The following is a 22485-nucleotide window of genomic DNA, read 5'->3' on the forward strand; positions in this document are numbered from 1 at the left end:
GGATTAAGCGATGGGGCACTTTTGGCATTTAATTATGCTGCAGTTTACTAGGGGGGACAATGCTTGAGTAAAACAATTCTTGTTGTTGATGATGAAAAGATGATAACTACTACGTTAGCTACACTCATAAAAATGGTTTTGAAATATTCTGTGAAGACATTTAATGACCCTGTGCAGGCACTGCAATCTGAAGAACTTTCGGAGCAGAATGTAGATCTGATAATTTCTGATTTTATGATGCCTGGAATGAATGGGCTTGAGTTTCTGAAAAATGTGAAGGCGAAAAGCCCGCAGACAGTAACTATACTGCTTACCGGATATGCGGATAAGGAAAATGCCATAAAAAGTATTAATGAGGTAGGGCTTTACTATTATCTGGAGAAACCGTGGGATAACAATAATTTGATAAAAATTGTGCAAAATGGTTTGGAAAAAAAGGAGCTTACAGATAATCTCAGACAGAAGTATGATGAGCTCAAAGATTCAAACAGGGAGATAGAAAGATTATATGAACTTTTACAGAAGGATTATCAGCAGGAAGTAGACAGTGTAAGAAATCTGATAATTACTCTGGCTAATGTTATTGAGGCAAAGGATAAGTATACGGACGGGCATACAAGACGTGTCGGGAGTATCAGCAGATTGATAGGTGAAAAACTTGGGATGACTACTGAAAAACTTCAATATCTTGAAGTTGCTGGTATCATCCATGACATTGGAAAGGTAGGGGTTTCTGAGAATATTCTTAATAAACCCGGGAAGCTTACCGACGAAGAATTTGAAATAATGAAAAGACATACAGTCATAGGAGAGAATATCTGTAAACCGTTAAATTCCCTGCAGGTGTGTCTTGATGCAGTAAGGCATCACCATGAAAAGCTCAATGGGTCAGGATATCCAGACGGGCTGAAGGGGGATGAGTTGTCGCTGGAAGCTAGAATAATCGCAGCAGCGGACATATTTGACGCTTTGTATTCTGACCGTCCTTACAGAAATAAAATGCAGATGGATATGGTCAGGAAGATACTTTGTGAAGATGTGGAAAAGGGATGTCTTGATAAAAATGTTGTGAATGCACTTTTTGAACTGATTGATACCGGTGCTTTAAAGGAAATAATAGAGGATTGAATGCATAATAGTGAAAAAAAGTGAATTACACAGGTTTACATGGAAGAACAGGAAAAAGCCTGTTCTTTTTTTGGACGTAAGAAGACATGACGATATTACAAAATAACTTTTCATACTGTTGAGATATACCTGTACACTTTTTTGGTAATTTTGTTGTATGGAATTTTCAGACCGGTATTGATATAATTTATGGATGGTTAATTCGCATTAAGAGAGGTAAGTCGTTTACCCATAGCAGAAATGGAGGCACAAATGATTGGGTTAGGTACTATAGTAAACGCAGCAGCAATAATTGCCGGGGGTACAGCCGGAATTCTTGTGAAGAATGGTCTTCCAGAGAGGTACAAAACCACAGTGATGCAGGGAATAGGGCTTTCTGTGCTGGTGATCGGAATATCTGGAACATTGCGGGGTATATTTGATATCTCCCAAAATCACATTATTGAAACGCAATACATAATGACAATGATATTCAGCCTTGTCATAGGTGGAATAATAGGAGAACTGCTGAATATAGAACAAAAAATGGAAAAACTTGGAGTATGGTTCCAAAACAGGATAGATAGAGGTAAGACCAGTCAAAGCGGCAGCAGTTTTGCAGAAGGTTTTGTCACAGCAAGTTTGATTTATTGTGTAGGGGCAATGGCTATAGTAGGCTCTCTTGAAGATGGTTTGTCAGGGAATACATCAACGTTGTTTGCAAAATCCATACTTGACGGAGTAAGCGCAATTATTTTTTCAGCTACAATGGGGGCTGGGGTTACATTCTCTGCTTTACCGGTTTTTATTTACCAGGGTAGTATCACTCTGCTGGCCGGATTTATCAAGCCTTGGCTGACTGATTCGGTAATTAATCAAATGTCTCTTGCAGGAAGTGTTTTAATACTTGCCATAGGTATTAATTTGCTTGAAATAAAAAAAATAAAAGTAGGGAATATGCTTCCAGCCATATTTTTACCTTTAATTTATTATGTTATTACCAGACTTATTGGCTTTTAAAAAGCAGGGGATAGATCACTGCTTCCGGCTATCCATAGGGGGTATGTTTGTGAGTAGATTGAAGGAATTTATCTTAATTAATCTTGGCCTGATTCTGGTTGCTTCAGGGATATATCTTTTCAAAATACCAAATAATTTTGCAACCGGTGGTGTTAGCGGGATAGCAATAATATTGGATAGTTACTTTCCTTTTGCTCCCGTCGGATCTTTAATGCTCACTATAAACATTGTTCTTATAGGTATCGGTTTTTGGTTTATGGGTTTTAATTTCGGTTCTAAAACTATCTATTCCAGCTTGGCATTGTCTGCAATGGTATGGCTGATGGAAAAATTTTGTCCTATAAATAAGCCACTGACCGGTGAAATGATGCTGGAATTGGTTTTTGCCATACTTCTTCCGGCTGTCGGTTCTGCAATTGTTTTTAACCAAAATGCATCAACGGGTGGCACTGATATTGTAGCCAGAATTCTAAACAAGTATACGCATATAAATGTGGGAAAAACACTGCTATTATCAGATTTTGCCATAACTGTAACTGCACTTTTTGTTTATGGGATCAAAATCGGGATGTATTCAATTCTGGGATTAATATTAAAAGGCTTTGTTATAGATCTGGTACTGGAAGGCATGAACATCTGTAAGCAGATGGTAATTGTAAGCAGTAAGCCCGATGAGGTAAAGAATTTCATTATAAATAATCTTGGAAGGGGAGCTACGATTTATAAAGCTACAGGTGCTTTTACCAACGAAGAAAAGCAGGTAATAACCACAGTGCTGAACAGAAAACAGGCGATTAAGCTAAGAGTCTTCATAAAGGGGATAGACACCCGTGCTTTCATTACCATTAGCAATACATCCGAGATAATCGGGAAAGGATTTAGAAATATTGGGTTATGAGAGTAAACAAAGGGATTGGGCTCCAAACAGACGATGCATCCCTTTGCTTACTGTAATATTTGCGGTAAACCTATTAATTTGAGATGTTTTTTTTATTAGCTCTTACGTAATATTCTATTCTGCCGTTTATCCACTCATCAAGGTTGACTAAATACCGATAACTGGAACGGCCGGCATTTTCCTTAAGCATTTTATATATTTTTTCTTTACAGCTTTCAAAGGCTTCTTCCTTATCTAACTGGCAGAAAGTGTTTGATTCCTTCAATATATTGACTAATGATTGATTTGTCGCAATTACGTTAGATTCAATTATTTCGTCCAGCTGAACAAAATTCTTTTGAAATTCATTATTCTTCAGGTCAGAATTGATATTTCGTCTAATAACGTCAATCAGTCTAATTGTAAAGAATAGGGTCACCACTATTGAAGATGCAAGGATAAAAAAACTGAACAGTGATATTAGACTATTCATCTTTCAAAAACTCCTTCCTCAAACGATTGATAAGAGATATTACCATACCCTCGGATGCAGGTTTATCTAATGTGCCGCTGTGATCAGAAAAAAGTATGCCGGCTTTTAAGAGTTCGTCATTATCCGGTTTTGCCCAATGAGGCGGCTTGTTATCCGGTGGTATTGGCGTATTGTTATCTTCTTTTGGGGGATATTTTTCGAAAATACTTTTTTGCATTTTTATAATATTTTGCCCATAGCCGATTCCGGGAACTGCCCATCTTCCGTCTAAATCTTCCCAATTTTGTGCTATCCCTCTATCAACATATTTAAATCTTGTATCATACAGTTTTCTGCCTGGAGGTATTGGTTGCCTGGTGCTGTATGCAAATAAATGTTGGATTTGTGCTTCGACGCCGGCTTCCTTTGTGGGAAAACTGATTCCCGGATTGCCTCCCCCTGTTGCTCCGAGACCTGCAAAATTGTTTTGTGAGGGTTTTACTGTACCCGAGAATCTGAACCAGCCGGTTTCATGCAAAGCTTGGATAAATGCAAGATCTGCCTTAACTCCATAGACACTTCCGATTGTATAATACAGATCAACTATAGAAGCGTCCCAAGCTGGGTTTACATCTTTTAAAGCCGCTTTTAACTGCTGGGGTTCAAGAATGGATTTCCCGATAATCCTGGTTTTGATATTCTCAATTGGCGGAATATATTTCTTAACAGCTTCGGCTACAGCAGAAGTAAGCCTGTTCTGCCATGCAGGATCATTCAGCAGCTTGGAATCCTCCTTATTATCCATAAATCCAAACTCTACTATTATAGTTTCTACCTTGGGATAAGTTAATCTGATTACATAATAGTAGTCCTTACCTTTGTTTGATGGGTTTATACCCTCACGGCTAAATGCTCTTCTCACAGGAAAATCTGTTTTCCTGACCGATTCAAGTATCAGCGAGGCAAGCTTCCCTTCTGAGTGGATACTGTGGATTACTTCAAGCCCTCTGGCATTTCCGTCAAATGAATTGTTATGGCATGAAATGCAAACAGATGCACCGGAATTGTTAATCAAATCCGTCAGTTGAGTGGAGCTGTAATATGTGTCATTAATAAGGGATTTATCAACAACTATATTTGATTGTTCCAAGTTTTTGGCCAGAAGATCAGCAAAAATCAGATTGAGCTTTTTTTCCTTAATGCCGAAATAAACTGCGCCATTGTCACTTCCACCGTGTCCCGGATCAAGTATCACTTTCATAGCATTGTCTCCATTAATCTTATATTGTTTCTGTAATTGATTTGTTTCCTAAAACATCAGCTTTTGCTTTTGATTGATTCACATAGTATTCAATTCTGCTATCGAGCCAGGCATCAAAATCCTTGTAAAGTGTACCGAGGACTTTAAGTGTTGTGTCGCCTAGAATGTTCAATACTTTTTCTTTTGCCATTTCAAATGCAACCTTTTGTTCGTAAGCAGTCAGTTTTCCATTTTTTCTCTTAAGCTCATCGACATATACCTGATTTACCGCTGTAACTGCTGTTATTACTGCATTTTCTGCAATATCTGCATACATGGAAAGCTCTTTGCCGTTTGTTCTCTCTCCAATCTCTGCTATCTTGCTTTTTACAAGTGCTATGAGGTATGCGCTTATTACCGGTAGAAGAGGAATAATAATAATGTTTATTATAGACACCAGAAGTTCATTCAATTTTGAAGAATCCGACATGTGTAACACCTCCAAAGTAATCAATAACTACTTACTATAAAATAATTTAGTTTTCTGAAAGCAAATACCTGATTTTTTACGGGGTGAATTATTACTTCACTAAATATTATATGGTTATTTTGACTAATTGGTGTGGTATGGACAAGAAGAAGAATTGGTTTTTTTATGTAAATTTTTATAAACATAAGATAAAAACCAGTAACCTTTTTTTTTATTACAAATATAATATTATTGTAAATGTTATACAGTGCAGATAAAAGAATGGATTGAATAACGAAAGTTTATGTAGATTGATTATAAGGAATTATAGGCAAGGAGGTATTTTTTTATGGGAAAATGTGAAGAACATTTTGTAAAAATCGAAGCAGGACAAATTTTGAATCCTGACCACTTTCCACCACCAAATGAATTAGTATGTATACAGGTTCCTAAAGTATTTGACCAGGTAGCTTTAAGAAGCTGCCAGACTGTTATGGATGTAGCTCTTCCGGGGGCGGTTGCCGGGAGTACAAATGTCCTTTTCAGACAGGCATACAACTTCAATATTACTGATATCACTGTTTATAGTAAAACAGATTCTATGACAAAACCTGGGTTTAAAAAGCTTAAACTTACAGTAACAGTTACCTTCGATATTGACTATGCTTATGTTGATAGTCTGGGAGTACGCCATGAGCCTACTCTTAGAGGTTATACTTCAGTATTCGATATCACAGTTAACGAAATATACTGCCCTGACTGTGTAACTCAGATCGGCTTGGTCCGTTACCCGGGCGGTACAGGTGCTATAGATGAAGATGGCAACCTTGTAAAAGCCGAAGCGCTTATAGAAGTATTCAATACCGCAATTGCTCCTCCGACACCAGGTGTTCCTACTGCTACGTATACTCTCAGTTTTGATATAGGAGCATTTTTCATAATCAAATGTGAATGTGTAGTACAATTGCTGATTCCAGCATATGGTTACTGCCCGATTCCGCCTGAGCAAACCATATCTGAATCTCAGAGGAACTGCAGTATTTTCAGCGATAGATGCTTGACCCCGTTCCCGCCCCAATTTTTCCCCGATCAGAAGTGGAATCCTTTGGATAAGGGAAAAAAGGAAGATTGGGATGATTAATCTTATACATTATAGAAATGCAGGCTTTAGTAGATAAGCAATAAAAATGCTTTTCCAGATAGTCTGGTGGCTATTGACTATTTATCTTTAAGGCATAGAGCCGCCAGACTATAGCTTGCATTTCTATATACTTTCCTTTGGGGTGATTAAAATGGTATTTTATTACACTGCTCTTCAATCAAGAGCTCATGCTTTCTTATTAGAGAGAAGGATGAAAAGTGAAGGTGTTGAGTGTGAATTAGCATTTATGCCAAGACCTATACTCAGAGATTTATGTAATCTGGGTGTCAAGTTTAAGGACAGCGATTTCCAATCAGCTGTGCGGATCATTAGACAGTCAGGTTTACCCGGAATAAAGGTTTATAAGGAAACTATCTACCCAAACAACAGCCAGTATACGGAAATAATTATCTGAAAAACGAGCACATGATCGAGTATCATCATGTGCTCGTTTATTTTTATCTTTATTTATTAAAGTTGTTTTTATACCATTGAACCATTTCTTTCAGACCGTCTTCCAACCTTATTCTGCTTGACCAGTTGAGATGGCTTCTGGATTTACAACTGTTCAACAGCAACTGTCTAGGCTCTTTTAATGTACCAGGTACATGATCCAGGATGCTTTCTGGCTTATTAAGATGCTTAAGTATTTTTCTTGCTATATCAACATTTGAGGCCTCTTCGCCTGTACCAAGGTTATAAGTCTCTCCAGGCCTTCCATAGAATAATACTCTGATAAGGGCAATTGAGTTATCCTGTACATGAATCCATTCCTTAATCCTGTAATCTTCTTCGGATATACGTACAGGAGTATCTTCCAATGCATTTAGTATAAACCTTGGAATAAAATTTTCCGTATGTTGGTGTGGACCATAATTTGTACAGCATCGTGCTATTATGGAAGGTATGTCGTAGGATCTGGAAAATGCGCTGACCATCAGATCTGCAGCTGCTTTTGAAGCAGAAAAGGATGTTTCCGGAATAACAGGGGACTCTTCCAGAATATAGTTTTTATCTGATTTTGAATGATTCTCTCCGATACCATACACTTCATCTGTGGAAATCTGAATAAATCTGCTGCTTTTAAAACTACGCCGATTCCAGATATACCTTAGTCCTTCGAGAAGAGTCATAGTACCCATTATATTTGTTTCTGCAAACATTGTAGGCCGTTCAATAAACCTGTCAGTATCCGAGAGATTTTTTTTCGGCGATTCTGACGCAAAGTTAATTACAAAATCAGGTTTATATTTTTTAAGTACATAGTTAACAAGTTCATAGTTGCATATGTCGCCTTTTATGAAATGATATCTCGGTGAGTCTTCAAGTTCCCTTAAATTTGCTGAATTACCTGTATGTGAAAGCTTGTCAATGTTTACAACTAAAAAATTCTTATTACGGCCTAAAAAGTATTTTATGAAAAAGCTCCCAATAAAACCTGCACCTCCGGCAGCAAGTAAAACCTTCATGCAAAATGCCCCCCTTTACAAAATTTAAAGCATAAATTTTCTGAATGCTTATCTGACGCTTGGAATTTAAACAGCAGCTGACATACTGATAAGCTCTGAAATATGTATTGGTAAGATATGGTCATACTACCCCGGGTTAAGGTTAATAAATTATGTATACTACTATATTATTAAGTGTGCCTGGTTATTGTGTCTGTTTATTATTGCAAATACCCAATTCTTAAGCTAATCACAATTTGCTGCGGTAAACATAATATGTTAGTAGATTAATATGTCTACTAATTCATCGTGTATTTTCAATAGGAGAGGGTGTATTTTTATGCCGAATAGTCAGTATCAACTTAAACAAACACCACTCAGCCAGGAATTTTTAGATTTTTTTAGCAATAATAAGATGAATATTCAATCTGGTGGTTTTATCCCGGGGCACATTCCGGTTCCGGTCAAGGTGCCTCAGGTAAAAAATGGACAGAAATCAGTTGAAGCTTTACCGGCTTCCTTCGATTTGAGAATTGTATCGCCAGAAAAGCTGACACCGGTTAAAAATCAGGGACCACATGGTACCTGCTGGGCATTTGCAACACTTGGTTCCATGGAGTCATGTCAGCTTCCGGAAGAGACTTATGATTTTTCAGAAAACAACCTGATAAATACGCATGGGTTTGATTGGGGGCCTGATACAGGGGGAAACAGTCAGATATCCACGGCTTATATGGCAAGGTGGAGTGGCCCGGTGTATGAATCTGATGATCCATATTATAATCCTGTTCCTAACCCCATGCCGCCGCGTAAGCATATACAGGAAGTTTTAAATCTGCCGGACAGGACAGGGAGCCTTGACAATGACACAATAAAGCAGGCAATTATGGATTATGGTGCAGTATACACAGCTATGAACTGGAATGATGCCTGCTATAATCCTGTAAATTTTTCATACTACAGTCCGGCACCTGACAATGCTAATCATGCAGTTGCTTTTATAGGATGGGATGACAATTATCCTGCTGCAAATTTTACTCCGCAAGCACCGGGGAACGGAGCTTTTATACTTAGGAACAGCTGGGGTACAAGTTGGGGAGAAGCGGGATATTTCTATGCATCATACTATGATGTAAATCTTCAGGAATTTTCTGTATTTAGTAATGCCGAGAAAATTGATAATTTTGCATCTGTTTACCAGTATGACCCCTTTGGGCATATTGGCAATGTAACTTATGGAGGTTTGAATGACAGCATATGGATGGCTAATGTTTTCACAGCAATTTCGGATGAACCTTTAACTGCAATCGGTTTTTACACTATTTATCCCGGTTCTGAATATGAAATCAGCATATACAGGGATAATGCTCCTGGAAATCCGTCGAGCGGAGTTTATTCCGGTGGGATTGCCGGATTTTTCCTATATGCCGGATACCACACGATTATATTGGATTCTCCTATTCCGATTACAAATGGTCAGAGCTTTTCCGTCGTTATTAAGCTCACTAAAATCGGGTATGGGGTTTTAGCTGCAACAGAAATTAGACTAATCGGTTATGACAGTGCAGCAGTAAGCTATCCCGGAGAAAGTTATGCAAGTCCTGACGGCAGTACATGGGAAGATCTATATGATTATAATCTCGGTAACATGTGCATAAAAGCGTTTACCAGAGGGAGTGTACCTCAGGCCGATCTTGTGATAGATAAATACGACCTGCCTGACCCGGTTATGATAAACAATATTTTGACATATAGTATCAAAGTAACCAATAAAGGTACTGGTACAGCTACAAATGTAGTGATGACTGATAAACTGCCAAGTGAAACGAGCTTTATTTCTGCCAGTCTGGGTGCATACAACCCTGATACGGGAGTGCTGACTGCAAATATAGGAACTTTGTCAGCAAATGCAGAAATTACTATTGTCATTACTGTTAAGACTCTCGCTGCCGGAATTATAACAAATACAGCTTTTGTTACAAGTGATCAGACTGCTGAAAAAACTATTGCTCATACAACAGCAGTCCTTGAAACAATATGCATGCAAAGCAACATGGTATTGGATACCTATCAGTTTACACAGCATTACGGAGTTTCTTTCAACTGGAAAACAATACTCAACTCAAACACAGCTCCATCTTCAGCCGATTGTGTAATTACCGGTATGAAAAGCTATATCAATGCACTTACTGTGCCCGATATGAAAGGAATGATTCAAGCATTGGTTACTGTTTCGATTGAGGCATGGTTAAAGCTTGTGGATAATGAAAAGGAGATCTATTATAATTCTTCATTCAGCTTCAACAGACAGGTTGAGTTATATGCTCCGGGACAGTCAAGTCTCTCTTCTGATATAGCCGGCGCATCAACAAACTGTACGGTTAATGGGGATTATGTTTTTTGTGAGTATGATACCAACGTACTCGCCGAATCGAGAGGTAAAGCACAGTTAAGAGTACTGGCTGCCGGATCATGTAATTAGTTTGCTGGCAAGGAGACGCATTATGACTAAGTTCCTGAGTTTGAATTACAGACAATCACAAGTTATGTCAACGTTGCATATCCTGTATTAACGTTACTTGATAAGGGGGGAGATTGTATAAGATGAAGAATAAAGAAAGAGAAATTTATCAATGGGATGGGCATTGCAATGACCCTGCAAAGAATAATCTGGAAATTCTAAAAGAACAAATTGAATATGAAAAATGGAAGCAAAATAATCAATACAACAGTGTAAAGCACAGTTGCAATGATGATGACGATGACGATGACGAAGAGGAAGACAATGAAAAACATCACCACGGGAGGCCGCCATGTCCGCCCAAACCACCATGTCCACCTAAACCACCATGTCCTGTAATATGTCCTACTGGACCAAGAGGACCAATTGGACCTCCGGGACCGGCAGGAGCAACAGGACCGACAGGGCCGACGGGACCAGCAGGAGCAACAGGGCCAGGGTGTGTCGTAGGATGCCTGTGTGTAGATCAGATGTCTAATATTATCAGCCAGCTGCTGCAGAACTCTACTAATATTGGTGTACAGGTAAATGTAGAGAATGGAGGTCTTGAGACCGGTAATCTGGAAGCGCTTACTACAGACGGTATTGTATTGCTGAACGGTGCTACCAACAATGCTGTAAGTCTTTGCAAACTGGCATGGCTCAGGCTGCAAAACAACACATTTGAACAGTTTACCAACCCGACAATAAGTTTACTGACACTTCCACAGCCGCCTCTGGACTGCTGTGAAGACCGTTGTGAACTGGGGGTAAGGAACCAATTGACCATAGGTGCCGAAGTGAATATCAGAGCAGGAGGAACTTCTACCGGTAACAGGAGGGTTAATCAGACCCAGGTAGGTATAGCCCTGATAGGAAATGTGAACATGCCTGGAGAGTCAGACACAGCTGTATCAACATGTGAAGTGGAGATTATCAGGAGTTAGTAAAAATATGGGGGAAGTGCAGTGCATTTCCCTCATAGATTACATAATGGGGGTGGAAGGATGTTAACGATAAGCCTCTGCATGATTGTCAGGAATGAGGAGGCGAATATAGGAAAATGCCTTGAATCGGTTTATGATCTTGTTGATGAAATAGTTATAGTAGACACCGGATCTACTGATAAAACAAAGGTGATAGCTTCTCTATATACATCAAATATTTATGATTTCGAATGGGAAGACAACTTTTCTACTGCCAGAAATTTTTCATTTTCCAAAGCAACAAAAGAATATGTTTTCTGGCTGGATGCCGACGATGTCCTTCTTGATACAGACAGACAAAGATTTAGAGACTTGAAGTACAGTATGGATCCAAGTATAGATGTATTGCTTTTCAAATACAATTACAGCCATGATGAAAATGGCAATGTAGTAATAGCACATTATAGAGAGAGACTTTTAAAAAGAAGCAGGAACTTCAGATGGAAAGACCCTATCCATGAATATCTGGATGTGAACGGGAAAATAGCTGTAGCCAATATTTGTGTCACTCATACGAAACCATTTGGGATAAATCACCGGAATATCAGGATTTTCGAAAAAATGATTTCGGAAGGTAAGGAATTGAACCCAAGAAACATGTATTATTTTGCAAGAGAGCTGTATAGTCATGAAAGGTATGATGAAGCTATCATGTACTTTACCAGATTTCTGGATTCAGGAAAAGGACTTTTGGAAGACAGCTTAAATACATGTTACTGTCTGGCAATCTGCTATAAGCGGAAAAAAGAATATGACAAGATGATGGGCTACATTTTCAAAAGCTTTGAATATACTGTTCCAAGGGCGGAATTTTGCTGTGAACTGGGACATTACTTTTTAAGTAAAAAGGAATATCACACTGCAATTTACTGGTATGAGCAGGCACTCACAGTAAAAAAACCAAAGCACTTATGGGGATTTGATATTGTAGACTGCTGGGACTTCATACCATGCATACAGCTTGCAGTTTGTTATGACAGACTTGGTGATATGGAAAAGGCAGTAAAATATAATGATTTGGCTGCACAGTGCAAGCCTGAAGATGTACAGGTTTTAATGAATAAACAATATTTTAGCTATAAATCAGGGTCACAAACTGCATTGTCACCATAAAATGATTACAGAATCATTGGTGATAGGAGTGGTAATGTGGTTTCAATCAGCTTATGCATGATAGTAAAGAATGAAGAGGCTGTTTTGGAAAACTGCCTTGAATCGGTTTCTGATATTATGGATGAGATAATTATTGTAGATACCGGTTCTACTGATAAGACTATAGAAATAGCGAAACGGTTTACCGGCAAGATATTCCATTTCGAGTGGATAGATGACTTCTCTGCTGCAAGGAATTTCTCCTTTTCAAAGGCGACTAAGGACTATATTTTCTGGCTTGATGCAGATGATGTGCTGCTGGAACAGGACAGAAAAAAGTTCAATGACTTGAAGCAGGCTTTGGATCCATCGATAGATGTGGTAATGATGAAATATAACTACTCCTTCGATGAGCGGGGAAATACTACTCTATCTCTGTTTAGAGAAAGGCTTTTAAAAAGATCCGGAAACTTCAAGTGGATCGATCCTATCCACGAATATCTGGAAACCGGCGGCAACATTATCAATTCAGACGTGTGTGTTACTCACAGGAGGACTCATTCTGCTCGGGGCAGAAATCTGAAAATCTTTGAAAGTATGAAAAAACAGAATAAAACTTTCAGTCCAAGGAATCTTTTTTATTTTGCAAAGGAGCTATATTATAACGGCAGATACGAAGAGGCCATAGAGTATTTCAATAAATTCCTTGATACAGAAGAAGGCTGGGTTGAGGATAACATATGTTCATGCTATGAAATGGCTAAATGCTATAAACTCACAAATGACAGAAAGAACGCACTCAAAGCCCTGATGAGGGGGATTGAATACAGCGGTACACCAAGGGCGGAAATTTGCTGTGAGCTGGGATACTTTTACATGGATGTCTGCGATTATGAAAAGGCGATTTATTGGTTTAAGACTGCGGTAAGTCAAAAATTACCTGAGGGAAACTGGGGTTTTTTCCTGCTGGACTGTTGGGGGTATCTGCCTTGTATAGAATTGTGCGTCTGCCATTACCGGATAGGAAATTTAGAAGAATCTATCAAATACAATAATAAAGCTGGGGAGTTCAAGACTGATGATCCTTCGGTGATTTCAAACCGGAAATTCTTTGAGGAACTATACAGGAAGAATGAGCTTTCCGAAAAAGCTGTAAATATCTTGTTTCCAAAGCAAAATAAGCAGGGAGCAAAACTCACATTGTCCATGATAGTCAGAAATGAAGGAAAAAGGTATTTGAGAAGGGTCCTTGAAGAGCACAGAAGCTATATAGACGAGGCTGTGATTATAGATGATGGAAGCACTGATGACACTGTACAGATTTGCTGTGAGGTATTAAAGGGAATACCCGTAAGGCTGGTGCAGAATAAAATTTCAAAGTTTTCAAATGAGGTTGAACTAAGGAAGCAGCAGTGGGAGGAAACAGTAAAAACAAACCCGGACTGGATACTAAGCCTTGATGCTGATGAGGTTTTTGAAAGCAGATTCAGGCATGAAATCAGAAAAATGATAGAACAGAATGATGTAGACCTTTATTTGTTCAGGCTTTATGATTTCTGGAATGATACGCACTATAGAGAGGATAATTACTGGATTGGACATTATATATACTGGCCTTTCCTGGTCAAATACAGAAAGGACTACAGCTACAGATGGCAGAATACTCCCCAACACTGCGGAAGGCTGCCACGCAATGTGATGGATTTACCCAGTAAAAGGTCGGAGCTCAGACTTAAACATTTGGGCTGGATTGATCCGGATGAGCGTATCAGGAAATACCTAAGATACATGGAGTTGGACCCTGAGGGGAAGTACGGCAATTTAGGACAATATAAATCCATAATGGATGAACGGCCTAACCTCGTGGAATGGGTGGAATAAACATTAATGCTAATCTATGTATGTGATGGGTGAGAATAAAATGGTAAGAATCAGCTTATGTATTTTTACAGATGAGAACAGCAGTTCTTTGGAAACCTGTCTGGATTGTGTGAAGGGTATAGCAGAAGAGACTATAATAGTGGCAACTGAAGCATCTGAAAAGTTAATAGAGATTGCTTCAAAGTATTCAGCAGAGATATTCACTGGCGAAGGAATCGACGATGTTGCAGAAGCCGGAAACCTATCCTTTGAAAAGGCTTCAATGGATTACATATTATGGCTTGATGATTCTGATGTCATAAGTGAGGATGACAAAAGGAAGTTGCTGATATTAAAGCGGGATATGGATGTATCGGTAGACACTGTAACAATGCCGTACAGGATGGTTCTTAATGAAGATTGTATGGAAGCTGTCCGGCTAAGGCGTGTCCGGCTGATCAAAAACTCCGGTTTCAGAAAGTGGCATAAGGGTATATACTGGCACTTGAATGCCAGTGGTAAGGTTATTGACACAGATATAGAAATTACAGGCAAAGCACCGGGCGGTAATTTGAATAGGAACCTGCTGTTTTTGGAAAATAGTATTGAGCTGGGGGAGGACCTGACACCCTGGGATTTGTACGATTATGCTTCTGTGTGTATGGAAATGCAGCGGTACGATGATGCTGTTGCATACTTTGGGCGATTTTTAGAGAATACGAAAGGAAGTGTTGAGGACAAATTATTTGCTTGCCACAAGCTGGCTGAGATTTATTCCCGATTGGGCGATAAGGATAAGGAGATTGATTCCATAGTCAGATCCTTCCGGTATGGAGTGCCCAGGGCAGAGTTTTGCTGCCGATTGGGAGGCATATATCTGGACGGACAAGAATATGCCAAAGCTGCTTTCTGGTATGAGACAGCTTCACAATTAAACAAACCGGAAAATCCTTATGACTATTATAATGATGCCTGCTGGACATGGCTTCCGCATATACAATTGTGTGTCTGCTATTTTCACCTCGGCAAATACGAAGAATCCTTTGAACACAATGAAATAGCTCTGAAATATAAACCTGGTGATGATAGGATGCTTTTCAACAAAGAGTTTATGGAGGGCTTTATTAAGCAGCATGGGAGTGGGAAGTCAAACGTTGCGGTGACTGGCAGGCAAAGGCTGAAAATAGTACAGGTATCACCAAATTTTATTACTGTTCCGCCTAAGAATTACGGGGGCATAGAGAGGGTTGTCTATGACCTGACGGAGGAACTGGTAAAATCAGGCCATGAAGTGTATTTGTATGCTCCTCATGGTAGCCGTACAAGTGCACATCTTATTCCGTACCAGTCAAAATCACCCGACATAACGGATTTTGTTCTACAAACACTTCCATCAGGAGTGGATTTGATCCATGACCATACTCACCCATCTTTTATGGGGATCAAAAACCCGGATATACCGACAGTGTGTACAATTCACGATACCAGGCTGAATCCTGTGAAATATCCTGTCTATCTAAGCAGGAGGGCGTTGCAGGTAATAGGAGGGAATAGAGGGTTTTATGTTTATAACGGTATAGATATCCGTGAATACGAATACTGCTGGAAAAAGGAGGAATACCTGCTGTTCATGGGAGAATTGAGGTGGCATAAAGGTATACTGCATGCACTGGATATTGCGGAGAAAACAGGGAAAAAACTGGTAATAGCAGGGCCTGTGTTCTATTGGGATTATTTTGAGAATGAAATAAAGCCCAGAATGAAAAAAAATCCAAACGTTCAATATGTAGGGGCAGTAGGCGGAAAGGAAAGGCAGCAGCTTTTCAAAAAAGCAGAGTGTATGGTTTTTCCTACGTCATGGGACGAACCTTTCGGCCTTGTAATGATTGAAGCAATGGCTTGCGGTACACCTGTAGTAGCTTTGTCAAATGGAGCTGTACCAGAAGTGATGAAAGGATTTCCTGAACTTGCATGTCACTCGGCTGATGATATGGTAAAAAAGGTAATAGAAAAGAAATTTCCCGATTCTATAGAGCTGCGCGGATACGTCGAAAGAAATTTTTCCGCAAGGTCTATGGCAGACAAATATATTGAATTGTATAGAAAAATACTGGAGTGTGAGGAATGAAGCATGAGAATAGTACAGATTGCACCGGATGTATATCCGCTTCCTGCCGGAAATTACGGTGGGCTGGAAAAGATAGTCTATGAGTTGACGGAGGAACTTGTCAGAAGGGGTCATGAGGTTTACATTTTTGCACCAGAGGGCAGTAAGACGGGTGCAAGGCTTATTCCTTACAAACATAGGGAAGCCTGGAATTACAATGAAATAGTGAACCGTGTGATGGAAGCTCTTCCTGAGAATACCGGCATTATACACGACCATACGCATTATTCACTGATAGGAAGATTGAAGCCTCCTGTACCGACTGTGTGTACTGTCCATATTCCTTCAAACAATAATGTCAGATATCCGGTATATGTTAGCAAAAGGGCTCTTGAGCTCTACGGAGGAAACTCTGGTTTTTATGTGTATAACGGATTAAGGCCTGAAGAGTTTGAATTCAGTGCGGTTAAGGATGATTATCTGCTCTACCTTGGGACACTCACTTCTGCAAAAGGCGCCCATTGTGCTCTGGATATAGCGGATAGAATGGGGATGAAGCTCATAATGGCGGGACCATCTCACGTAAAGGATTATTTTTCCGATAAAATAGAACCACTGATTAAAAGAAATACGGAGCTTCAGTATACAGGACCGGTAGCGGGTAAATTAAAGCAAATACTGCTCAAATATGCAAAGTGTGTACTTTTCCCTACATTATGGGAGGAGCCCTTCGGTCTTGTAATGATTGAGGCTATGGCCTGTGGGACACCGGTATTAGGCTTGGCTCACGGTGCAGTTCCTGAAGTACTTAAAGGTTTCCCGTATCTGATATGCCAATCGGTGGATGAAATGGCAGTAAAGCTGCAGGAAGCAAACTTCCCTGAGCCGGGAGAATTAAGGGAATTCATCATCCAGAATTTTACCGTATCGACTATGACTGATAAATACCTGGAAATATATAGGGGGGTTATGGAGGGGTACGGCGAGCAGTAGGGAATAAGGGGGATGGGGCATGTTTTATTTGCTTTGGTGTACTATACGGCCAAACGTGTTTGTAAATACATACAAATATTGGATGGAAATGTGTAAGGAAAAACAGAATGTAAAGCTGTTATTAGCAGTCAACACGGAAGAACAGAAAAGAGAAATAATGGAGGAAGCCAATTGTTACGGAATTTATCCAATAATGGAGGAAGATATCATAGTAATAGGGAATGAGAGAAAAGGCTTGGCATATGCCGCTTATTGTCTGACTTCCAGACTTCAGGCCAGAGAAAAGGATATAGTAATTCTTTCTTCCGATGATTTTTTTCCTCCAAAGGATTGGGACCAGTACCTTGAAGAAAAGTTTGCGGATTTCAGCGGATGCATTTTAGTCAGAGACGGTTTCCATGATTTTAACCGCAATGAAACAGTTCCTGTGACATTGCCAATTATGACTTTTGAATGCCTGCTGAAGCTCAACCGGATTATTTATCATCCTGAGTATATCCAAATGTTCTGTGACAATGAGCTTTATCTGAATGTTAAAGAACTGGGGCTGTTGAAGGATGTAAGGGCAACAGACCGCATAATATTTGAGCACAGGCATTATGCCGTAAATAAACGGTCTATGGATTCTATAGACCTCATGTATAATTCCTTATGGAAAACTGAAGAAGAAAAATATGAGAGAAGAAGAAAGCTGACACTGGAAGAAAGACTTAAAGTTATTAATTAAGTTCAGGAGAATGGTAGATGATTAGTGTAATCATGCCTGTCCACAATGCGGGCAGATATATCCGGCAAGCTATCACAAGCATATTGGAACAAACAGAAAAAGAGCTGGAATTGATTATTGTAAATGATGGTTCCACTGATAACAGTGAAGAAATCATATTTTCCATTGAAGACCAGAGAATCAAGTATTTCAAGCAGGAAAAAGCTGGTGCGGCTTCGGCCAGAAATTTCGGTATTGATATGGCAAAGGGCAGCTTTATTGCACTTCAGGATGCTGATGATATTTCACTGCCCGGAAGGCTTGAAATTCTTAAGAGGCAATTTATATGTGAAAGTGTTGGTTTAGTGCATTCAGATGTCATGTTAATCGATGAGAACGACAGTCCCATAGGTTATTTTGTGAATAGAAACATAGAAAGGAAACGGGCAGTAAGGTATTTCTTCAAGACAGGGACACCTGTTTGCGGGGGAAGCATGATGGTGCGTAGGGAAGTTTTTAAAAATCTCAGGTATGACAAAACTCTGATAATAGGTGAGGATAACGACCTGCTTCTTCAGATATGCAGGGATTGGGTTACAGTACATGTACCCGAACCGCTGTATTTATACCGTCGGAATTATAGCAGTACTTCTTACAGGGCCTATGATTATACTACCTACTATTCATATATAAGAAAGATATTAAGGGTATACAGCCTGGAGGAGCTGTTTCCCGAAATAGGTTGGAACAAAGAAGAAGATTTGGATTGTCAGGCGAAAGCATTGGCAATTGCATCTGTGATTATGTTCAGAAGGGGATTGGTAAATGAAGCTAAAGAGCTGATTTTAAGTGCTTTTGCATTAGTGGAGACAGGGAAATCAGTGAATAATCAGAATACCAGAAAGTTTCTGCTGGGAACTTTTAGTTTGCTGACAGGTAACTATGACGGGGCAATTTTAATCTATAATTCATGTGGTAATACTGACCACCTTATAGAGAATTATCTGGGTGAATGCTATGCCTTGAAAGGGGACATAGGTGAGGCTCAGCGTCACTTTTTAAAAGCTTTGGTTATCCATGCGGATTATGATGATGCCATAGATAATTTGAGGGCAATAGCGGGAAAAACAAGTGAATACTGTATGGGAGACAATACATGGCAGAAATTCCATCGTATGTATAATGTGAATCAAATGAAGTCAATGCTTGAGCAATAATATAAAAATGGAGATGAATGCAATGATCCATATATTATGGTGCACTATCAGACCCCAGACATTTATGCAGACACACAGCGATTGGATGGCTAAGTGTAGTTGTACAGAAAATGTAAAGACAATGGTAGCGCTAAACACTGAAGAACATGCGGCTATTATCCGGCCTTACGGAGAAAAATACAGCTTAGAGACAATAATAGTGGGAGATGAAAGGATAGGTATGGCATATCCTGCGTATTGCCTGTCATCCAGGTTGAAGGCTGATGACATGGATGTTGTAGTTCTTGCATCAGACGATATTTTTCCACCGGAAGCATGGGACGAATATCTCATAAATAAGTTTGCTGATTTTAGCGGTTGTCTGTATGTAAGGGACGGATATCAGGAAAACATTAAAAACAAAGGGCTGCCCTCAATAACTATTCCTATAATGACCTATAACTGTTTGAAGGAATTGAATCACGTGATTTATCATCCGGAGTACAGGCAGCTTTTCTGTGACTCTGAACTATATATAAATTTAAAAGAAAAAGGATTGTTAAAGGATGACAGGGAATCTGACATGACTACCTTTGAGCATAGACACTATCTTGTAAACAAAAGAGATGCAGATATATACGATTCTGTATTCGGAAGCTACTGGAACAGGGATGCGGCAGTTTTCAAGAGAAGAATGTGTTTGTCGCTGGAGGATAGGCTAAAGGTGTGAAAAAGGAAGGGCCGGATCTGCTGTTATCTTAAGGGGGATGGCAATGGAGTGGGAAGTTAGTATAAAAGAACAGATAAAAACCCTGGAGTATGCTTATGAAAACATGGATAAAAAACAGGTGGAAGATGCGCTTAAAATGTTGCTGGAATGCAATGGCATCCGCTTTTTTACCGGGATTGGAAAGAATGGACATGTAGCAGCAAAGATAGCATCTACCTTTAGCTCTTTTGGTCTCAGAAGTATTTATATACACCCGGTAGATGCCGTGCATGGCGATATGGCTCTTTTTTCAAAGGGTGATATTCTTGTGGCTATATCCAAGAGCGGATCGACAGATGAACTTATGGTATTTTTACATGCTCTGAAGCAAATAAATTTCAATAATATAATAGGAATACATTCAAAACCGGAATCTCCACTGGATAAAATCTCAAGATTGGGGTTATATATTCCTGTGGTTTCTGAAGCTGACCATCTGGGAATAGCGCCTGTAGCTTCATCACTGGCATATATGAGCATTCTTCAATCCTTTGCTGTAGCTATCAGTTCACAGAATGGTTTTACTAAAAAAGACTTTGTAAGGACGCATCCTGGTGGTGCTTTAGGAAAATTGATGTAGAGGGTTTGAATTATGGAAAAGGATTTTTCTGGTATTCATATAAAATATGTAATAATCCAGGCGGGAGGAAAGGGAACCAGGCTGGGACACAATACATGGAATAAACCCAAATGTCTAGTTTCATTAAATGGTAAACCTATGCTTTATAGCCTCTTTGAAGCGTTTCCCGGTGCTGAATTCATAGTTATAGGCGATTATCACTATGAGATCCTGGAAAAGTATATAAAGTCCTTTCCACCCGAAGGGAAGGTCACTTTGATTAAAGCATCGGGTACGGGAACCTGTTCTGGGATCCAGGAAGCTGTAGGACTGCTGCCGGATAGGGATACACCATTTGCACTGGTATGGAGTGACCTGCAATTTACCGGATGCGTTAGGCTTCGGGAATATCATGCCAATACAGTAGGGGTCAGCTATAACCTGAAATGCAGGTGGAGCATGGTAAATAATGAACTTAAGGAAATAGCTGCTGATATGAACGGCGTATTGGGCTTTTTTTATTTCGGTAATCCTTCGGAAATAGGAACTATACCGGAAAGCGGGGAATTCGTACGGTTTTTAAGCCAGTCAAGTGCAAAGCTTGAAGCGGTTTGTATTGAGAATTGTTTTGAAGTCGGGACTGAAACAGCTCTGGAAGAGCACAGGGGAAAATGTGTTACCCGTTTTTTCAATAATGTTACAGTTACAGGGAATAAAGTTATAAAAAAAGCCAAAGTGGACTCCTTTGAGCATCTTATCCAAAAAGAGGTTCAATGGTACAGGGAGCTTGAAAAACATAAATGTAATTACATCCCCCAGGTATATAGTACCGATCCTCTGACCATGGAATATATTGACGGTGTGCACCCCTTCGAGCTGGATGTGCAGGATTCGGGCAAAGAAGAAATTCTTGCTGATATCATAGGGAAGATTAAGCATTTACACTCACTGGCTTTAACCCCAAACAATATTGATGACATAAAAGGGGAATATATAGAAAAGACAATCTCCAGATTTAACAGAATAAAGACTATGTTTGATAATTTTTTTTATGATGAGTATATTGTAAACGGCAAGCCTGTTCAGAACATTCTGCATCCGCTGCATATGGCGGAACTGCACCAGATAGTGGAATTTTTGCCCAGGGCGGATTTTACTTTGATTCATGGTGATCCTACATTTTCAAACATTATAGTAGACAGGGATCTAAAGGCCTGGTTTATTGATCCAAGGGGGTACTTCGGGAATCAGCTTCTGTATGGAGATCCCAATTATGATTTTTATAAGCTTTTTTATTCGATTGAAGGAAATTATGATATGTTTAACCGTAAAAGGTTTTCCTTGAGGATATTCAATAAACAAATTGAACTAAATATACCAGAATCACCATGGAGTAGGTTCAAAGGCTTGTTTTACACTGAAACCGGGCTTGAAAAGAGGGCTGTTGATTTGGCTCATGGATTGATATGGATTTCGCTTTCAGGATATGCCGTAGATGATGTGGATTCAATCTTTGGTGCATTTTTCAAGGGATTGGAGTTGATTGCTGATGCATACCGGGCATAAACCTCTGCAATTAAGTCTATTACCTAAGACATGGATTCTGGATATAGACGGTACAATTTTTAAACATAATGGATACTTGAAGCAGGATAATGCTTTGCTGCCCGGAATAAGTGAATTGTTCCGCGGCATAGGAGATGAAGATATAGTAATACTTCTGACTGCAAGGGATGAAGTCTACAGAATGGAGACGGAATGTGCACTTGCCGGCAGTGGTTTGAGATGGAATTATCTTATCATGGGTGTACCTCATGGTGAAAGAATTCTCATAAATGATAAAAAGCCGTCAGGATTAATAACGGCTTATGCTGTAAATGTTGAACGGGATGGGGGAATACCGCCTTCCTTTTTTGTCAGGAAAAATAATCTTTAGGTGAATC

General features: G+C 39.5%; 21 protein-coding genes and 1 pseudogene. 18 read left to right on the plus strand and 4 right to left on the minus strand.

Translation table 11 applies throughout. The annotated features are described in order from the left end of the window. Positions 1-63 precede the first annotated feature (63 nt). The 3 genes from N3I35_09950 (at position 64) to N3I35_09960 (ending at position 3025) form a co-directional block, all read left to right on the plus strand. The gene (locus N3I35_09950) at positions 64-1128 is read left to right on the plus strand and encodes a response regulator (GenBank protein MCX8130409.1); all 1065 of its coding nucleotides are present in this window, start codon (positions 64-66) and stop codon (positions 1126-1128) included. A 252-nt stretch (positions 1129-1380) separates the two neighbouring features. Next, positions 1381-2127 (plus strand): DUF554 domain-containing protein, encoded by a 747-nt coding sequence (locus N3I35_09955; protein MCX8130410.1) that lies wholly within the window; start codon positions 1381-1383, stop codon positions 2125-2127. Between the two features lie 49 nt (positions 2128-2176). Beyond that, complete coding sequence (locus N3I35_09960) at positions 2177-3025, plus strand: YitT family protein (protein MCX8130411.1); 849 nt, start codon at positions 2177-2179, stop codon at positions 3023-3025. Positions 3026-3098: 73 nt separating this feature from the next. Here N3I35_09960 and N3I35_09965 read toward each other — a convergent pair whose 3' ends face one another. The 3 genes from N3I35_09965 to N3I35_09975 are packed head-to-tail and all read right to left on the minus strand — an operon-like array spanning position 3099 to position 5206. Continuing rightward, on the minus strand, positions 3099-3497 hold the full coding sequence (locus tag N3I35_09965) for a hypothetical protein (GenBank protein MCX8130412.1): 399 nt from the start codon (positions 3495-3497) through the stop codon (positions 3099-3101). After that, on the minus strand, positions 3490-4737 hold the full coding sequence (locus N3I35_09970) for an N-acetylmuramoyl-L-alanine amidase (protein ID MCX8130413.1): 1248 nt from the start codon (positions 4735-4737) through the stop codon (positions 3490-3492). The genes N3I35_09965 and N3I35_09970 overlap by 8 nt, the downstream gene beginning before the upstream one ends. 19 nt (positions 4738-4756) lie before the next feature. Continuing rightward, positions 4757-5206 (minus strand): hypothetical protein, encoded by a 450-nt coding sequence (locus N3I35_09975; protein ID MCX8130414.1) that lies wholly within the window; start codon positions 5204-5206, stop codon positions 4757-4759. Positions 5207-5534: 328 nt separating this feature from the next. Here N3I35_09975 and N3I35_09980 point away from each other — a divergent pair, with 328 nt between their 5' ends. Further along, positions 5535-6326 carry a hypothetical protein gene (locus N3I35_09980; GenBank protein ID MCX8130415.1) on the plus strand — a complete coding sequence of 264 codons (792 nt, stop codon included), beginning with the start codon at positions 5535-5537 and terminating at the stop codon, positions 6324-6326. Between the two features lie 151 nt (positions 6327-6477). Beyond that, a complete protein-coding gene (locus tag N3I35_09985) occupies positions 6478-6741 on the plus strand; it encodes a DUF3343 domain-containing protein (GenBank protein ID MCX8130416.1) in 264 nt (87 codons plus the stop codon). Between the two features lie 49 nt (positions 6742-6790). Here the strand turns inward: N3I35_09985 and N3I35_09990 are convergent, their stop codons facing one another. After that, complete coding sequence (locus N3I35_09990; GenBank protein MCX8130417.1) at positions 6791-7795, minus strand: GDP-mannose 4,6-dehydratase; 1005 nt, start codon at positions 7793-7795, stop codon at positions 6791-6793. 319 nt (positions 7796-8114) lie between these two features. Here N3I35_09990 and N3I35_09995 point away from each other — a divergent pair, with 319 nt between their 5' ends. The 13 genes and pseudogenes from N3I35_09995 to N3I35_10055 all read left to right on the plus strand — a co-directional run bounded on the left by N3I35_09995 (position 8115) and on the right by N3I35_10055 (position 22478). Beyond that, positions 8115-10256, plus strand: a complete 2142-nt coding sequence (locus N3I35_09995; GenBank protein MCX8130418.1) for a lectin like domain-containing protein — start codon at positions 8115-8117, stop codon at positions 10254-10256. Between the two features lie 122 nt (positions 10257-10378). Beyond that, a complete protein-coding gene (locus N3I35_10000) occupies positions 10379-11221 on the plus strand; it encodes a hypothetical protein (GenBank protein MCX8130419.1) in 843 nt (280 codons plus the stop codon). A 60-nt stretch (positions 11222-11281) separates the two neighbouring features. Further along, positions 11282-12373: a glycosyltransferase gene (locus tag N3I35_10005; protein MCX8130420.1), complete on the plus strand. Its 1092-nt coding sequence runs from the start codon at positions 11282-11284 to the stop codon at positions 12371-12373. 36 nt (positions 12374-12409) lie between these two features. Beyond that, a pseudogene (locus N3I35_10010) lies at positions 12410-13471 on the plus strand (glycosyltransferase). Positions 13472-13558: 87 nt separating this feature from the next. Then, positions 13559-14233: a glycosyltransferase family 2 protein gene (locus N3I35_10015; protein ID MCX8130421.1), complete on the plus strand. Its 675-nt coding sequence runs from the start codon at positions 13559-13561 to the stop codon at positions 14231-14233. 40 nt (positions 14234-14273) lie between these two features. Beyond that, the gene (locus tag N3I35_10020) at positions 14274-16340 is read left to right on the plus strand and encodes a glycosyltransferase (GenBank protein ID MCX8130422.1); all 2067 of its coding nucleotides are present in this window, start codon (positions 14274-14276) and stop codon (positions 16338-16340) included. A gap of 3 nt (positions 16341-16343) precedes the next feature. Further along, positions 16344-17312 (plus strand): glycosyltransferase, encoded by a 969-nt coding sequence (locus tag N3I35_10025; GenBank protein MCX8130423.1) that lies wholly within the window; start codon positions 16344-16346, stop codon positions 17310-17312. Positions 17313-17331: 19 nt separating this feature from the next. Next, on the plus strand, positions 17332-18039 hold the full coding sequence (locus tag N3I35_10030) for a hypothetical protein (protein ID MCX8130424.1): 708 nt from the start codon (positions 17332-17334) through the stop codon (positions 18037-18039). Between the two features lie 17 nt (positions 18040-18056). Beyond that, complete coding sequence (locus N3I35_10035) at positions 18057-19235, plus strand: glycosyltransferase (GenBank protein ID MCX8130425.1); 1179 nt, start codon at positions 18057-18059, stop codon at positions 19233-19235. Between the two features lie 22 nt (positions 19236-19257). After that, entirely contained in the window at positions 19258-19944 is a 687-nt protein-coding gene (locus tag N3I35_10040) for a hypothetical protein (protein MCX8130426.1), read from the plus strand. A gap of 43 nt (positions 19945-19987) precedes the next feature. Then, positions 19988-20563 carry an SIS domain-containing protein gene (locus N3I35_10045; protein ID MCX8130427.1) on the plus strand — a complete coding sequence of 192 codons (576 nt, stop codon included), beginning with the start codon at positions 19988-19990 and terminating at the stop codon, positions 20561-20563. Between the two features lie 12 nt (positions 20564-20575). After that, entirely contained in the window at positions 20576-22108 is a 1533-nt protein-coding gene (locus N3I35_10050) for an NTP transferase domain-containing protein (GenBank protein MCX8130428.1), read from the plus strand. Continuing rightward, a complete protein-coding gene (locus N3I35_10055; GenBank protein MCX8130429.1) occupies positions 22092-22478 on the plus strand; it encodes a hypothetical protein in 387 nt (128 codons plus the stop codon). The genes N3I35_10050 and N3I35_10055 overlap by 17 nt, the downstream gene beginning before the upstream one ends. Positions 22479-22485 lie beyond the last annotated feature (7 nt).

The organism is Clostridia bacterium, from assembly GCA_026414765.1.
GTDB lineage: Bacteria > Bacillota > Clostridia > Acetivibrionales > DSM-27016 > SKW86.

What these genes read in the sequence shown, in the direction of transcription:
- N3I35_09965 (MCX8130412.1), bottom strand. Translation starts at nt 3,497, where the DNA reads ATGAATAGTCTAATATCACTGTTCAGTTTTTTTATCCTTGCATCTTCA.
- N3I35_09985 (MCX8130416.1), top strand. Translation starts at nt 6,478, where the DNA reads ATGGTATTTTATTACACTGCTCTTCAATCAAGAGCTCATGCTTTCTTA.
- N3I35_10000 (MCX8130419.1), top strand. Translation starts at nt 10,379, where the DNA reads ATGAAGAATAAAGAAAGAGAAATTTATCAATGGGATGGGCATTGCAAT.
- N3I35_10055 (MCX8130429.1), top strand. Translation starts at nt 22,092, where the DNA reads ATGCATACCGGGCATAAACCTCTGCAATTAAGTCTATTACCTAAGACA.
- N3I35_09995 (MCX8130418.1), top strand. Translation starts at nt 8,115, where the DNA reads ATGCCGAATAGTCAGTATCAACTTAAACAAACACCACTCAGCCAGGAA.
- N3I35_10005 (MCX8130420.1), top strand. Translation starts at nt 11,282, where the DNA reads ATGTTAACGATAAGCCTCTGCATGATTGTCAGGAATGAGGAGGCGAAT.
- N3I35_10040 (MCX8130426.1), top strand. Translation starts at nt 19,258, where the DNA reads ATGATCCATATATTATGGTGCACTATCAGACCCCAGACATTTATGCAG.
- N3I35_09970 (MCX8130413.1), bottom strand. Translation starts at nt 4,737, where the DNA reads ATGAAAGTGATACTTGATCCGGGACACGGTGGAAGTGACAATGGCGCA.
- N3I35_10035 (MCX8130425.1), top strand. Translation starts at nt 18,057, where the DNA reads ATGATTAGTGTAATCATGCCTGTCCACAATGCGGGCAGATATATCCGG.
- N3I35_09990 (MCX8130417.1), bottom strand. Translation starts at nt 7,795, where the DNA reads ATGAAGGTTTTACTTGCTGCCGGAGGTGCAGGTTTTATTGGGAGCTTT.
- N3I35_10025 (MCX8130423.1), top strand. Translation starts at nt 16,344, where the DNA reads ATGAGAATAGTACAGATTGCACCGGATGTATATCCGCTTCCTGCCGGA.
- N3I35_10045 (MCX8130427.1), top strand. Translation starts at nt 19,988, where the DNA reads ATGGAGTGGGAAGTTAGTATAAAAGAACAGATAAAAACCCTGGAGTAT.
- N3I35_09980 (MCX8130415.1), top strand. Translation starts at nt 5,535, where the DNA reads ATGGGAAAATGTGAAGAACATTTTGTAAAAATCGAAGCAGGACAAATT.
- N3I35_10030 (MCX8130424.1), top strand. Translation starts at nt 17,332, where the DNA reads ATGTTTTATTTGCTTTGGTGTACTATACGGCCAAACGTGTTTGTAAAT.
- N3I35_10015 (MCX8130421.1), top strand. Translation starts at nt 13,559, where the DNA reads ATGATAGTCAGAAATGAAGGAAAAAGGTATTTGAGAAGGGTCCTTGAA.
- N3I35_09955 (MCX8130410.1), top strand. Translation starts at nt 1,381, where the DNA reads ATGATTGGGTTAGGTACTATAGTAAACGCAGCAGCAATAATTGCCGGG.
- N3I35_10020 (MCX8130422.1), top strand. Translation starts at nt 14,274, where the DNA reads ATGGTAAGAATCAGCTTATGTATTTTTACAGATGAGAACAGCAGTTCT.
- N3I35_09975 (MCX8130414.1), bottom strand. Translation starts at nt 5,206, where the DNA reads ATGTCGGATTCTTCAAAATTGAATGAACTTCTGGTGTCTATAATAAAC.
- N3I35_10050 (MCX8130428.1), top strand. Translation starts at nt 20,576, where the DNA reads ATGGAAAAGGATTTTTCTGGTATTCATATAAAATATGTAATAATCCAG.